The following is a 13,752-nucleotide window of genomic DNA, read 5'->3' as shown; positions in this document are numbered from 1 at the left end:
GTCCGGGTGGGCCACCTTCAGCCCGAGCCTGGCCAGCCTGGCGAGGACCGGTGCGGTCAGTGCGTCGGGCAGCGGCAGGAGGACCTGGCGGGGTCCGATGGTGGTGCGCGGCGGCGCGTCCGCGGGCCCCGCGAGGGGGACGGGAAGGCCGGAGAGGCGGTCGGGATCGACACCGGCCAGGCTGTCGTACAGCCGCCGCCACCAGTCCGGGTCCCGCTCCAGACCGGCCAGCCGGTCGACGGCCTCGGTCAGCGGGACGCGTGCGACACCGAGCGTGCGCAGCTCGGTGCGGCGCTCCAGGCCGGCGGGCAGCAGGCAGGGCAGGACCTCGGCGAGTACCCGTACGGTCTCCGCGCCCACGCCCTCGACCACCTCGGCCTCGACCGGCCGCAGCGCGGTCGTCCCGGGGCGCGGGGCCCCGGCGCCGTCCCAGTCGTCCCACGGGGCCGCCGCCTCGGCCGGGTCCCGGGGCGCGGCGGGCTCGAGGAAAGCGACCCGGGGCAGCCGCTCCAGGATCGCGGCCCGCAGCGCACCGTCGAGCTGCCCCTTGCCGAGCACCCCCGGCACCAGAGCGATCGTGGCGACGGACACGGGCTCCCACCCGGCGAGCAGCTCCGCGTACGCGTCGGCCGCGCGCTGCACCAGGAAGTCGGTGAGCGGGCCCGGCGCGGGGTGCCGGCGGGTGGTGTCGAGCGGCAGCGAGGCGATCAGCAGCGCGGGAACGCCCAGCGGCTCGTCGGTGGGCGTGGGTGCGTGCACCACGGGGACCGTGCGGGGGCGCTGGGGCGCGCCGTCCCCGTCGACGGGCACGGCCCACGTCACCGACCAGTGCGGCCGCAGCCGCTCCTCCACGGGCCGGTCGGCGAGCAGTGCGGGCTCGACGGGGCCGTCGTCCGAGACGGTGCGCCAGCGGCGGAGACCGTGCACGGAGTCGTCGACGTGGGTGTACGGACCGTGCTGCGAGCGGTGCAGCGTGCGTACGCCGCCGGGGGCCTCGATCACGACCTCGTCGAGGCCGGACAGCGTGAGGAGCAGCGCGTCGTCCACGCCGTCGAGCAGCCTGCCCACGAGGTCCTCGGCGACACCGTCGCGGAGCGGCAGGACGACGACGGTGTCGTAACCGTCGGGCGCGGTGCCCTCGGCGGGCAGCGGGAGCCGGAGCAGAGGTACGTGTCCGTCGCGGCGGCGCAGTTCGTCACCGAGGCCGGGGCTGCCGACTGCGGCCTGCCGTGCGAGGTCGCGTGCCTCGGCGAGGGACCATCGGACGCCGCCGTGGCGCCCGATCACGGCGGGCTCGTCGCTGACGGCCAGCACGGCCGCGAAGCCGACGCCGAAGCGCCCGACCGCCGACTCGTGGCCCTCGCGCTTGGCGGAGGCCCGCAAGGTGCTGAGCGACTCGACGCCCGTCGCGTCGAGGGGGGCTCCGGTGTTGGCGGCGGCCAGGACGGCGGGAGCGCCGTCGGACGCCGCGTGCAGGGTGAGGCGGAGCCGGCCGGGGACGCCCGCGCGGGCGGCGGCGTCGGCGGCGTTCTGGGCGAGCTCGACGACGAGCCGGTCGCGGTAGCCGCCGAGTGCCAGGTCCTCCTCGGCGTTGGCGTCCTCCCGGAAGCGGGCGGGGCCGGCGCCCCAGGCGTCGAGCACGCCGCGCCGCAGTCGCGCCGTCCCGAACGGATCGGCCCCCTCGGTCGCATTCATGCCCACGCTCGTACTCCGCTCTTCCGGTGACCCGTGACGCCCAGTGTGCGCCCGAAGGTACCGCGACGGGGAGGACGGTGATCGCCGCCCGCGGTCAGGACCCTCGGGAACGGCCGGGTCCGCCGACGAGCGGTCCCACCGGACGGGGCTCCGGGCCGAAGTCCGGCAGCGGGCAGGAACAAGCCGGTCCGGCGGTCGCGGAGAACCCGCGACGGGGTGCCCCGGCACGCACGGGGCCCGCCGGGGCCCGCAGGCCCGGGCCCCGCGGCGGCCGGGAGCGTCAGGAGTGGCCCAGGTCCTCGGTGGCGCCGTCCGGCCTGGCCGGCACCGAGCCGGAGTCGTCGGAGGGCCGCAGGGAGTAGTCGTCCATCTGCATCGTGTCCAGCGCGTGCGGCGCCGGCTTCACCGGCTTCGGCACCGCGGCCTCGGAGTGGCCCCCGCAGCCGTAGGACAGCGAGACCACCCGGCCGTCCGCCGGGGCGAACTCGTTCGCGCAGACCCCGAAGGCCTGCTTGAGGGAGCCCGCCATCGGCACGAGGAACGCACACGTGACGCACGACGCCGGCGCGGCCTGCGCCATGGGCGTCCTGGCGCCGAACTCCTCGTCCCACCGGTCCGCCGCAAGCCCCAGTCCGTACCGGGAGAGCACCCGCGCACGGCGCGTGCCGAGCTCCTCGGCGACCGAGGCGATCGAGCCCCGGCTCGTCCCGGGCCGCGGCGTCAGCTCGGCGTCCTCGACGTCGACCAGGGCGGCGAGCTCCTCCGACACCTCGGACACGGCGGAGTTCGGCAGGGGCTCGTCCTCGCCCGTCCAGCCGGGCTCCAGGCGCGGGTCCTCCGCCTCGGTGGGCAGGAGGTCGCCGGGTCCCATGTCGCCCGGCCGCAGCCGTTCGCTCCAGGGCACCCACTCCGGGGCGAGGAGCGCGTCCGATCCGGGCAGCAGCACCGTTTCGTCAAGGGTGACGTTCTTGGCGCGGGAGGCCCTGGCGACCGTCACCGCCCAGCGCCAGCCCCGGTAGCCGGGCTCCTTGGCCTCGAAGTAGTGCGTGACGACCCGGTCCCCTTCGGAGACCAGGGCCACATGCTCACCCACCACTCCGGGTGCGGCAGCTTCTTCCGCCGCCGCGCGTGCGAGGTCTACCGCCTCCGCGCACAGACGGTCAGGGGCGGGGGTACGGGCCGTACGGCTTCGCGTCGTCGCAGCACTCACAGGTCTCGCTTCTCTCCATACGCCGTCTCACGAGCGCGCCAGCAGCTCCATCGATGTCCGATTTCGGCCATGACAGTTGTGGGCGGAGCGGACCTGGGGGCCGCGTCGACGTCCACACCCGTTGTGCCTGCCTCGGGCGCGCCTTCTGCCACCCATTCTGCGGGATCGCGGAGAGGCGCGCGGCCAAGAACAACCGCCGGTGGCGCGTGAGTGCACGCTACCCTCTCCGCCGCCCCGCGCCCACCTGCCCGTCCCAAACTGGACCGGAACCCTTGTGGATCAGCTGTCGGAACGCGCCGGAACCGGGGCGGATCCGCCCGGGATCGGCGGTCCGTCCCGGTCATTTCCCGGCCGTCCGCCGACCGTCCCCCGGCCGGTGACGACTCACCCGACGGAGCGGCAGCCGCCACGCCCCGGCCCGATCATGGGTTCGTGACGGCGGGGGGTGGGGCACTATGACCACGTGGCTGCCGCCAGGTCGTCCGACGGATCCGGTCCGCTCCGCAGGGCGTGCCGGGCGATGGGGCGCGCCCTGCGCGCCCCCTTCACCGGCACCGCGCGCTGCATCCGCAAGGCGACCCACGCCCACGGGGCGGGCGAGTCCGGCCTCGGCAAGCTGATCGAGCTGCACGCGGTCAACGGCGCCGGCGACGTCATGATCACCGTCGCGCTCGCCTCGACGGTGTTCTTCTCCGTCCCCACGGACGAGGCCCGCGGGCGCGTCGCCCTCTACCTCGCCGTCACGATGGCCCCCTTCACGCTGCTCGCCCCGGTGATCGGCCCCCTCCTGGACCGGCTGCCGCACGGCCGCCGCGCCGCGATGGCCGGCGCGATGTTCGCCCGGGCGGTGCTCGCGATCACGATGTCGGGCGCGGTGGCCACGGGCGGCCTGGAGCTCTATCCGGCGGCGCTCGGCGTCCTGGTCAGCTCGAAGGCGTACGGGGTGGTGCGCAGCGCCGTCGTGCCCCGCCTCCTGCCACCCCGCTTCTCCCTGGTGAAGGCCAATTCGCGGGTCACCCTGGCCGGGCTGCTCGCCACGGGTGTGGCGGCTCCGATCGGGGCGGGGCTGCAGAGCATCGGATCGCCCTGGCCGCTCTACGGCGCCTGCGTGATCTTCCTCGGCGGGACCGTCCTCGCCTTCACCCTGCCGCACAAGGTCGACTCCGCGAAGGGCGAGCGCAAGGCCCGTCTCGCCGTCCCGCACGAGGAGACGGCCCGGCCCGCCGTCACCGGCGCCGGGGCCAGGGGCGGCCGGAGCGGCAGTACGAGAATCGGCAGGAGGGGCGGGCGGGAGAAGCCGCCGGGGCTGCGGTCCGTGGGGCCGTCCGTCCTGCACGGGCTCCAGGCCAACGCCGCGCACCGCGCGCTCTCCGGCTTCCTCATCTTCTTCCTGGCGTTCCTGCTGCGCGAGCACCCCCTGGCCGGGCAGAGCGCCGCCGTCTCCCTCGGCATCGTCGGCGTCGCGGCCGGCACCGGAAACGCCTGCGGCACGGCGGTGGGCTCCTGGCTCAGGGCACGCGGCCCCGAGGTCATCGTGGCGACGGTGCTGGGACTCGCCCTGGGGGCCGCGGTGCTGGCCGCGGTGTTCTTCAGCACGGTGATGGTCGCCGCGCTCGCCGCGGTCGCCGGTTTCACCCAGGCCCTGTCCAAACTGTCGCTGGACGCGATGATCCAGCGCGACGTGCCCGAGGAGGTGCGTACGTCGGCCTTCGCCCGGTCGGAGACGCTGCTCCAGATGTCCTGGGTGGTCGGCGGCGCGATCGGGATCGCACTCCCCCTCAACGGAGCACTCGGCATGTCCGTCGCCGCGGGGCTCCTCGCCCTCGGCGCGGCCGCCTCCGTACGGGGCCTCCTGGGGGCCGCACGGCGCGGCTCACCGCACCCCCGCGTGGCGTGAGCGGTGCCGACCGATAGCCTTCGGCCCATGACCGTTGCGTTCTTCTCCGGTAAGGGCCGTCGAATCGGCGTCGCTCTTGGTGCCGTGTCCGCGGGACTCCTTGTCCTGTCCGCCTGCGACAAGCCGACGCCGCTCGCCACCGTGACGGTCGGCGACAGCTCGGTGAGCTCCGAGGCCGCCTGCTACAACGACGGCAAGGCCCTGAAGGAGTCCGAGATCCAGGGCTGCCTCAACAAGAAGGCGGAGAAGTCCGTCAAGGTCGCGATGGACGACAAGGTCCGCTTCGGCGTCGACCCCGAGGTCGCGGACAACGGCTGGTCCCTGTTCATCAACGGCCAGCAGGCCGAGCAGGAGCCGTACAAGCGGACCTACCGGTCGATCCCCGGCAGTGCCTTCTTCGCCAGCCAGACGGGCGAGACCACCGCGGACAAGACGCAGGTCAGCATCGTCGAGACCAAGGGCCAGAAGCTCACGGGCATCTGGCACTTCCAGCTCACGAAGACGTCCTGACCCCCTGACCGCGAGGACCTCCGCCGTGCGGGTGCTTGTCGTGACCGCTGTCCCTGCCGAACGGGACGCGGTCACGCGTGCGTTCGGGGGTGAGCCGCGGATACGTGAGGTGCCGGGCGCCGAGCTGCACCTGGCCGGCCCCTTCGACGTCCTCTCGGGCGGCGCGGGACCGGCCGCTGCGGCGGCGGCCACCGCCTTCGCCCTGGCCGCCGCGCCCGCCCCGACGCCGTATTCACTGGTCGTCTCGGCCGGCATCGGCGGCGGTTTCGCGCCCGCCGCGCCCGTCGGCTCCCTCGTCGTGGCGACCGGCATCGTCGCCGCGGACCTGGGCGCCGAGACCCCGGACGGCTTCGTGCCCGTCACCGGTCTCGGCTTCGGCAGGGACACCTTCCTGCCGCCCGGAGCACTCGTGCGGGACGTGGCGGAGGCCACCGGAGCCGTGCGGGGCACGGTCCTCACCGTCTCCACCGTGACCGGCAGCGCGGCCCGCACGGCCGAGCTGCTGGCCGCGCACCCCGGAGCCGTCGCCGAGGCCATGGAGGGCTTCGGCGTCGCGGAGGCAGCCGACCGGTTCGGCGTGCCGGTGCTGGAGCTCCGGGCCGTATCGAACACCGTGGGGCCGCGCGACCGCGAGGCCTGGCGCATCGGTGACGCCCTGGCGGCGCTCACCGATGCGTTCGGGAAGACCGCACCCGTAGTGGAAAGTTGGACCCGGCATGACCGACTCGACCGACACCGTGACTGACACCGCCACCGACTCCGCCGGCGCACCGCTCCCCGCGCTGCGGATCGCCTTCTCGCCGTGTCCGAACGACACCTTCGTCTTCGACGCCTGGGCGCACGGAAGGGTCCCCGGCGCGCCCGCCCTCGACGTCACCTTCGCCGACATCGACCTCACCAACGGCATGGCCGAGCGCGGCGAGTTCGACGTACTGAAGGTCTCGTACGCCGTCCTCCCGTGGGTGCTCGACGAATACGCCCTGCTGCCGTGCGGCGGCGCCCTCGGGCGCGGCTGCGGGCCGCTCGTCCTCACCAAGGAGCCGGGCGCGGACCTGACGGGGAGGACCGTCGCCGTGCCGAGCGAGCGCTCCACCGCCTATCTGCTCTTCCGGCTGTGGGCGGCCGAGGCCGTACCGGGCGGAGTGGGCGAGATCGTCGTCATGCCGTTCGACGAGATCATGCCCGCGGTGCGCGACGGCCGGGTGGACGCGGGCCTCGTGATCCACGAGGCCCGTTTCACCTACCGGGACTACGGGCTGCACAGCCTCGCCGACATGGGTGAGCACTGGGAGCACACCACCGGCCTGCCGATCCCGCTCGGCGCGATCATCGCCAAGCGCTCGCTGGGCGAGGAGACGCTGAACCGGCTGGCGGAATCGGTCCGCACGTCGGTGCGGATGGCCTGGGACGACCCGGAGCGCTCACGTCCGTACGTCCTGAAGCACGCCCAGGAGATGGACCCGGCCGTGGCCGACCAGCACATCGGGCTCTACGTGAACGAATTCACCGCCGACCTCGGCGAGCACGGCTACGCGGCTGTCCGCGGCCTGCTGACCCGGGCGGCGGCCGAGGGGCTCGTCCCGGCGCTGGCCCCGGACGCGCTGGCGTTCACCGGCGGCCGATAGCCGCCGGCAGCGGGCCGGGCCCCTCGGGCCCGGCCCGCCCGTCACACGTCGAGCTGGTCGGCGACCGCCCTCAGCAGGCCGGCGACCTTCGCGCCCGCGGCCTTGTCGGGGTAGCGGCCCCGCTCCAGCATCGGAGTGATGTTCTCCAGGACCGTCGTCAGGTCCTGCACGATCGACGCCAGCTCGTCCGGCTTCCGCCGCTGCGCGGCGGCGACGGACGGCGTGGGGTCGAGGACCACCACGGAGAGGGCCTGGTCACCGCGCTGTCCCGCGACCACACCGAATTCGACGCGCTGGCCCGGCTTGAGGGCCTCGACGCCGTCGGGAAGAACTGAGGAGTGGACGAAGACGTCGGCGCCGTCGTCGCGCGAAAGAAAGCCGAAGCCCTTTTCCGAATTGAACCATTTGACCTTACCCGTGGGCACGTCTGTCCTCGTCCTCGTACTCGTCGGTGTGCGGGAGAGCCGCGAAACGGCTCCGGATAGCAGTACAGCGGGTCCGAGACCCGCCAGGGCCAAGGCTAATGGCCCGGGGGCCGGACACAAGACGTCGCCGAACGGTTCCGCCGAGCTGGGAACTACCCTGACCGGGTGAGTACTACTCCTTCCGGCGCAGGCGACCGGCTCGTACAGGTCGGCGCGATCGTCTTCTTCATCGGCGCACTGGCCACTCTGGTCACCGTGGCCCCACTGTTCCTGGGCACCGACCCGTTCCCCTCCATCGCCTACGCGGTGTGCATGCTGATGGGTCTGGGCTTCCTGATCGCGGCGGCGGGGGTGGTGCGCTCGGTGTGGAAGAACTCCCCGAAGCGCGCCGCCGCGAGGTAGCGGGCGCCCGCCCTCGGACCACGGGGGTCAGGCCGCCACGAGGGTCCGCAGCCAGGCGGGGAACTCCGTGAGGTCCGCGAGGATCACGTCGGCTCCGGCCGCGCGGAGCTCCTCCTCGTCGCACGGCCCGGTGGTCACACCGACCGACAGGGCCTTCGCCGCACGCGCCCCCCGTACGTCCCCGGTGTGGTCGCCGACGTAGACCCGCGCGCCGTGCTCCAGGAGCGCCTCCGCCTTGCCCTCGGCCCAGAGCCCGCCGATCAGCACGTCGGCCTCGATGCCGAGGTGCGCGAGGTGGAGCTTGGCGTTCGGCTCGAACTTGGCGGTGACGACCATCGCCCGCCCGCCGAGTGCCTGGACGGCCTCCACGGCCTCACGGGCGCCGGGGAGCGCGGTCGTCGGCGTGATCGCCGTGTCCGGGTAGATCGCGCGGTACCGGTCGCAGGCACCGGCGACGGCGTCGGCCGGGAACCAGTTCTCCATCTCGTCCTCGAGCGGCGGGCCGAGCCGGCTGACCACCAGGTCGGTGTCGATGTACACACCCGTCTCGGCGGCCAGTGTCCGGTAGGCGGCCTTGATGCCGGGCCGGGAGTCGATGAGCGTCATGTCGAGGTCGAAACCGACCGTCAAGGTGTGTGTGGGCATGCCACCCATTGTGCCGACCGCCCCGGCCCGGACGACGGGCCCGCCCTTCACGGGGTGCGGCCGGTAGCCCCGGACCGCTCCGCGGCGTGCAGACTCACGCCACCCGGCCGCTCCCGCAGAGGAATGAGAGTTGACCCCGTACTCCCTGGCGTTCTACGTCCACACCGTCACCACCGGTACCGTGCTCGGCGTTCAGCCCGCCGACTCACCCGGCCACGTCGCCGCGGTGCTGGGGACGGACTTCACCGAGAGCACCTTCGGCAGACACGCCATGCTCCGCGACTACGGCCTGGCGGAGTTCCACTTCCACCGCGCCGGGGGGCGCGACCCGTGGGCGGGGCACCACTTCAGCCTCCAGGTGCACCGGCTCGCCCGCCGCGACCGTACGATCCCGGGCGCGGTCCTGCGTGCCCGCTACGGGCGGTTCACCCCCCGGCTCCGCTTCGAGAAGCTGCAGCGTCTCCTGCACCGTCGCGGGGTACCTCTGCTGGAGATCCCGGAGTACCCGGGGAACGCTCCGTACTACCGGACCTTCTGGCAGCCCGGTTCGCGGACGGCCGTCTCCTTCGTCGCGGTCCACGGCGAATACAGCACGCCGGACAGCCTGCGGGTCGGTGACGTGTGCAGGATCCAGGCCCCCGTGACCGCCCAGGAGGTGGAGCTGCGCAGGGAGCGGGCCCGGCGGTGACGGAGGCCGTGGGCGCCCCCGGGGAAAGCATGCCTGTGGGGCGGGGGTCAGGTCCACGCCCCACAGGCGGTTCTGGTGCGCACGCGGGCCGGCGCTCCGGCCCCGTGCGCGGTTCCGGCGCCCAGGACCCCTGATTCCGTCCGGGCGCGCCGCCCTCAGGTGCCGGACGTCATCCGTCTCACCGCCAGCCGCGTCAGCTCGCGGCTCTGCGGCTCGGTGTCGAGGGACCGGTGCAGGGCCAGCCCCTCGATCAGCGCGTCCAGCTGGCGGGCGGTGTCCGGTTCGAAGTGCTGCTCCAGCAGGCGGCGGCTGCGGTTCATCCACGCGTGGGTGAGCTCGCGGTACTCGTCGCGCCGCGCGGCCAGCGTGTAGAGCTCCTGGGTGAGGACGAGATCCCGCCGGGGCCCCTCGGAGAGCAGGTGGATCAGGTCGATGACGGCCTCCCGTGCCTCGTCGGGGGTGCCGGCCCGGCCGAGGTACAGCTCGAAGACGGCCACGATGTGGTCGGCGAAGAGGGTGAAGGCCTCGCGCAGCAGGTCGTCGATGCCGCTGAAGTGGTATGTCATCGAGCCCAGCGGCACATCGGCGCGGGCTGCGATCCTGCGGTGGGAGACGCCGGCGACCCCCTCCTCGGCGATGTGGTCGAGCGCGGCCGCGAGGATGCGCTCGCGCCGCTGCGGATCCGTGCGTCCGGTGGCCATGGGGCGGCCTTCAGACGCTGCGGACGACGCGGGCGGGGTTGCCCACGGCGACGACGCCGGCCGGGATGTCCTTCGTGACCACGGCTCCCGCACCGATCACGGAGTCGTCGCCGATGGTCACCCCGGGGCACACGATGACGCCGCCGCCGAGCCAGACGTTGTCACCGATGGTGATGGGGAGCGCGGCCTCCAGCTTGTCCCGGCGGGGGCCCGGCTCCACGGGGTGGGTCGGCGTGAGGAGCTGGACGTTGGGGCCGATCTGGCAGTCCTCACCGATGGTGATGCGCGCGACGTCCAGCGCGGTGAGGTGGTAGTTGACGAAGGTGCGGGCGCCGATGCTGATGTTGCTGCCGTAGTCGACGTAGAGCGGCGGGCGCAGCTCCACGCCTTCGCCCACGGAGTCCAGCAGCTCGGCCAGGACCGTCCGGGCCGCGGCGGCGTCCTCGGTGCAGGCGGCCTGGTAGCGCGCCGCGAGCTGCACCGCCCGCTGCTGCATCCGGGCGATCTCCGGGTCGTCGGCGATGTAGAGGTCACCGGCGAGCATGCGCTCGAGGTTGGTGCGCGGATCGTTGGCGAAGTAGTCCGTCGGCATGCGTACGATCGTACACCCCTGAGGCGTACGAACGTACACATGAGGTCCGCGCGTATATGCGCGGACCGCTATCCCCGCAGCCTGCGTGCCCGCCACACCAGATACAGCGCCGACGCCACGGCGGCCACGCGCACCACCACGGGCCACACGTCCGTCATCGCGTCGCCCACCGCGTCCTCGGCGAGGGGCTCGCCCCAGCGGCCGTCCGTGCGCCCCCACACCCACACGAAGGCCCCCGCCACGACGACGCCCGGCAGGCCCATCGCGACCCACTTGGCCTCCGCACGCGAGAACTTCCGTGAGCTGTACGCCAGCAGCCAGCCACCCGCGAGCGCCAGCCACGAGCCGAGCACGGCACCGGCCACGAGCAGCGCGGCGGCCAGCAGCAGCAGCGGGTTCGAGAGGCGCGGCCGCGCGGCCGCCTCGGCGTCCGCGACGGCCCGGCGGGGGCGGCGCAGCCGCAGCCCCCTCCGGGGACGGGGCACCGGAGCCGGTACGGCCTCCTTCCCGGCGGCCGCCGGCCCGGAGTCCTCCCCGTCCTCCGGAACGCGGGGTCCCGGAGCCTTCGGAGCGCCCGGGGGCTGCTGAGCACCGGGGGCTTTCGCAGTGCCGGGGGCCTTCGGAGTGCCGGGCAGCCCGAACAGCTCCGGGCTCTCCAGCCCGCCCACGAACCCCGGAACCGCCGTACCGGCCCCCATGGGCCCCTGCACCCCCTGCGCGCCCTCACCGAAGGGCCCCGGCTCGATCCGCCACCACTCGTGCCCGCCCTCGGACGGCTCGCCCACGGCCGGGGCCTGGTCCAGGCCCGCCATGTGCGGCGCGGACGCCGACGGCCAGCCGGTGCCGGGCTCCGCGGGCGCCGGCACTCCGGCATCCCCCTCCTCTGGCCCGGGCTCCTTCACCCCGGGCTCCCTGACCCAGCGCTTCGCCGCCCCGGGCTCCTTCACCCCGGACTTCTTCGCCCAGGGCTTCGCCGCCCCGGGCTCCTTCCCGGACGACGCGCCCTTGCGCGACGCGTCTTTCCGGAGCACGCTCCGCCGCGCCCGCGGCACCCCGCGTGTGCCCGCGGCATCCGTGGCCGCGTCCGCCCGGGGCTGCGGCAGCGGCACCGTCCCGTCGCCCGACTCGCTCGCAGCGGCCACGAGTTCACCCGGCGCTCCGAGCCTGCCGAGGATGCGCCGGACCACCGCAGGAGAGTCCGAACCGTCCGTGCCGCGCTGCCGGTCGATCTCGCCCCGCAGTGTCGCGACGAGTCTCATCCGGGCACCCGGGGACAGCTGTTGCTGCTGCGCCAGGTCACCGACCCGGCTGAGGTAGTCGTAGACGAGCTGGTCGCTCTCGATCCCCACGCGCTGGTTCTCCCTCCACACGCCCTGCCCCGACGGTAGCGTTCCAGGGGCTACCGTGGGACGGATGGGGACGACCACACCACCGCGCACGCTCGCCGAAGCTCTGCGCGCCCGGGGCGACGAATCGCTGGCGGGGCTGCTGCGTGCCCGCCCCGACCTGCTCAGCCCCGTGCCGAACGACATCACCCAGCTGGCGACGCGGGCCGGCACCCGGGCCTCCGTCGTCCGCGCACTGGAACACCTCGACCGCTTCGCCCTGCAGACCGCGGAGGCACTGGCCGTGGCGCCGGACCCGGCTCCGTACGACACGCTGCTCTCGCTGCTCACCGGGGACGGCCAGGGCGACGGCGAAGGACGCGACGACGCGGGCGCGGCGATCACCGCCGCGCTGCCCGCCGCCCTCACGACCCTGCGCGAACAGGCCCTGGTCTGGGGCGAGGACCAGCGGCTGCATCTCGTGCGCACGGCACGCGAGCTCCTCGCCCCGTCCCCGCAGCACCCCTCCCCCACCGGTCTCGGCCCGACCGTCGCAGAGGCGACGGCCGGCATGTCGCCGGGCCGGCTGCAGGAGATCCTGACCGCCGCCGGACTGCCGGGCACCCATGACCCGGTCTCCGCCGTCGCCGCGCTGGCCGGTCTCTTCACGGACCGGACCAGGATGGCGGAGCTCCTGGACACCGCCCCGGTCGAGGCGCTGTCCGTGCTCGACCGGCTGGTCTGGGGACCGCCGTACGGGGAGCTCACCCCGAATCCCGCCCCGCCCGTGCAATGGCTGCGCGACCGCGGGCTGTTGCTGCCGGTGTCGACGCGCACCGTCGTCCTGCCGCGCGAGGCCGCGCTGCACCTGCGGGCCGGCCGCGCCCACCGTGTGCCCGAGCCCGTGCCGCCGCAGCTCGCGGCGGCAGCCGAGCGCGATCCCCAGGCCGTGGACAGAGCGGCGGCCGGCCAGGGCTTCATGGCGCTGTCCACCGTCGAGGAACTGCTGAAGCTCTGGAACGACGGCGGCCCGCCCATCCTCCGCGCGGGCGGCCTGAGCGTGCGGGAGCTGAAGCGTGCCGCCGTCGCGCTCGACGTCTCGGAGCCCGTGGCCGCCTTCTGGATCGAACTCGCCTACGCGGCAGGTCTGCTGGCCTCCGACGGCGAGACCGACGAGCGGTATGCGCCGACCCCCGCGTCCGACGAGTGGCTGGACCTCCCCGCCCAGGACCGCTGGACCCACCTCGCCACCGCCTGGCTCGCCGCGACCCGCACCGCGGGCCTGATCGGCGGCCAGGACTCCAAGGGCCGGGCCCTGTCCACGCTCGGCTCCGACCTGGACCGCTCGGCCGCGCCCGAGGTACGCCGACGGGTCCTGACCCTGTTCGCCTCGCTCCCGCCGGGCACCGCACCCGACCCGCAGACCGTGCTCGCCCGGCTCCGCTGGGAACGGCCGGTGCGCGTCCCGGGACCTGGCGGGCAGGCAGCCCCGGGCGACGCCTCCGACCTCCGCTCCCGGATCGCCCTGTGGACGGTCAACGAGGCGGAGCTGCTCGGGATCACCGGCCGCGGGGCCCTCTCGTCCCAGGCCCGCGCGCTGCTCGACGAGGGCCCCGCCGAGGCCGCCGCACGCCTCGCCCCCCTGATCCCCGAACCCCTGGACCACGTGCTGCTCCAGGCCGACCTGACGGCGGTCGCCCCCGGCCCCCTGGAACGCCCGCTCGCCGAGATGCTCTCGGTGCTCGCGGACGTCGAGTCCAAGGGCGGGGCGACGGTCTACCGCTTCACCCCCGGCTCCGTACGCCGCGCGCTCGACGCCGGGAAGGCCGCGACCGACCTGCACGCCTTCCTGTCCACCCACAGCCGCACACCGGTGCCGCAGCCGCAGGGTGGCCGAGCGCTTGTCGGCCAGGATCTCGTTGAGCACGGCCTCGTCGTCGCAGCGCACGTAGGCGGAGGCGGCACCGATCCGGAGATGGCCGTGGCGGCGCGCCACGTCGTCGATGAGGTAGCTCAGCGGCTGCGGCACCGGTGTGC

The 13,752-nt window shown here is 74.3% G+C and carries 13 protein-coding genes and 2 pseudogenes; 7 read left to right on the top strand and 8 right to left on the bottom strand.

Annotated features, from left to right (window positions below):
• Window positions 1-1,695, bottom strand: a 1,695-nt coding sequence (locus tag BFF76_RS27495; protein WP_420877229.1) for a sacsin N-terminal ATP-binding-like domain-containing protein, incomplete at its 3' end; no start/stop codon positions are given.
• A 280-nt stretch (window positions 1,696-1,975) separates the two neighbouring features.
• Window positions 1,976-2,905 (bottom strand): DUF3027 domain-containing protein, encoded by a 930-nt coding sequence (locus BFF76_RS27490; RefSeq protein ID WP_199831595.1) that lies wholly within the window; start codon window positions 2,903-2,905, stop codon window positions 1,976-1,978.
• Between the two features lie 463 nt (window positions 2,906-3,368).
• Between BFF76_RS27490 and BFF76_RS27485 the strand changes: the two genes are divergently transcribed.
• The 4 genes from BFF76_RS27485 to BFF76_RS27470 are packed head-to-tail and all read left to right on the top strand — an operon-like array spanning window position 3,369 to window position 6,937.
• Complete coding sequence (locus BFF76_RS27485) at window positions 3,369-4,802, top strand: MFS transporter (RefSeq protein WP_065849283.1); 1,434 nt, start codon at window positions 3,369-3,371, stop codon at window positions 4,800-4,802.
• A 27-nt stretch (window positions 4,803-4,829) separates the two neighbouring features.
• Window positions 4,830-5,312 (top strand): hypothetical protein, encoded by a 483-nt coding sequence (locus BFF76_RS27480; protein ID WP_031093292.1) that lies wholly within the window; start codon window positions 4,830-4,832, stop codon window positions 5,310-5,312.
• Window positions 5,313-5,337: 25 nt separating this feature from the next.
• On the top strand, window positions 5,338-6,057 hold the full coding sequence (locus tag BFF76_RS27475; protein ID WP_065849282.1) for a futalosine hydrolase: 720 nt from the start codon (window positions 5,338-5,340) through the stop codon (window positions 6,055-6,057).
• The gene (locus BFF76_RS27470; protein WP_053930609.1) at window positions 6,029-6,937 is read left to right on the top strand and encodes a 1,4-dihydroxy-6-naphtoate synthase; all 909 of its coding nucleotides are present in this window, start codon (window positions 6,029-6,031) and stop codon (window positions 6,935-6,937) included. Before BFF76_RS27475 ends, BFF76_RS27470 begins: the two co-directional genes overlap by 29 nt.
• A 41-nt stretch (window positions 6,938-6,978) precedes the next feature.
• Here the strand turns inward: BFF76_RS27470 and BFF76_RS34505 are convergent, their stop codons facing one another.
• Window positions 6,979-7,362 (bottom strand): cold-shock protein, encoded by a 384-nt coding sequence (locus BFF76_RS34505; RefSeq protein WP_053930610.1) that lies wholly within the window; start codon window positions 7,360-7,362, stop codon window positions 6,979-6,981.
• Between the two features lie 165 nt (window positions 7,363-7,527).
• Here BFF76_RS34505 and BFF76_RS27460 point away from each other — a divergent pair, with 165 nt between their 5' ends.
• Window positions 7,528-7,764, top strand: a complete 237-nt coding sequence (locus BFF76_RS27460; protein WP_031093294.1) for a hypothetical protein — start codon at window positions 7,528-7,530, stop codon at window positions 7,762-7,764.
• Window positions 7,765-7,791: 27 nt separating this feature from the next.
• Here BFF76_RS27460 and BFF76_RS27455 read toward each other — a convergent pair whose 3' ends face one another.
• Complete coding sequence (locus BFF76_RS27455) at window positions 7,792-8,418, bottom strand: HAD family hydrolase (RefSeq protein ID WP_031093295.1); 627 nt, start codon at window positions 8,416-8,418, stop codon at window positions 7,792-7,794.
• Between the two features lie 121 nt (window positions 8,419-8,539).
• Between BFF76_RS27455 and BFF76_RS27450 the strand changes: the two genes are divergently transcribed.
• Window positions 8,540-9,097 (top strand): hypothetical protein, encoded by a 558-nt coding sequence (locus tag BFF76_RS27450; protein ID WP_065849281.1) that lies wholly within the window; start codon window positions 8,540-8,542, stop codon window positions 9,095-9,097.
• A gap of 155 nt (window positions 9,098-9,252) precedes the next feature.
• On the opposite strand, the gene BFF76_RS27445 is transcribed toward BFF76_RS27450, so the two are convergent.
• From BFF76_RS27445 to BFF76_RS27435, 3 genes are all read right to left on the bottom strand, one after another.
• Window positions 9,253-9,798 (bottom strand): TetR/AcrR family transcriptional regulator, encoded by a 546-nt coding sequence (locus BFF76_RS27445; RefSeq protein ID WP_053930611.1) that lies wholly within the window; start codon window positions 9,796-9,798, stop codon window positions 9,253-9,255.
• Window positions 9,799-9,808: 10 nt separating this feature from the next.
• On the bottom strand, window positions 9,809-10,390 hold the full coding sequence (locus BFF76_RS27440; protein WP_031093301.1) for a sugar O-acetyltransferase: 582 nt from the start codon (window positions 10,388-10,390) through the stop codon (window positions 9,809-9,811).
• 68 nt (window positions 10,391-10,458) lie between these two features.
• Window positions 10,459-11,739: a hypothetical protein gene (locus BFF76_RS27435; RefSeq protein WP_065849280.1), complete on the bottom strand. Its 1,281-nt coding sequence runs from the start codon at window positions 11,737-11,739 to the stop codon at window positions 10,459-10,461.
• 64 nt (window positions 11,740-11,803) lie between these two features.
• Between BFF76_RS27435 and BFF76_RS27430 the strand changes: the two are divergent.
• Window positions 11,804-13,600, top strand: a pseudogene (locus BFF76_RS27430) (helicase-associated domain-containing protein); the annotation flags it as partial.
• A gap of 48 nt (window positions 13,601-13,648) precedes the next feature.
• Here BFF76_RS27430 and BFF76_RS34765 read toward each other — a convergent pair.
• Window positions 13,649-13,711: pseudogene (locus BFF76_RS34765) on the bottom strand (hypothetical protein); the annotation flags it as partial.
• Window positions 13,712-13,752 lie beyond the last annotated feature (41 nt).

The organism is Streptomyces mutomycini, from assembly GCF_001700505.1.
In the GTDB taxonomy this organism is placed as follows: domain Bacteria; phylum Actinomycetota; class Actinomycetes; order Streptomycetales; family Streptomycetaceae; genus Streptomyces; species Streptomyces mutomycini.
Note: the sequence above shows the minus strand (reverse complement) of the source record. Positions and strands in the feature narration are given on the sequence as shown.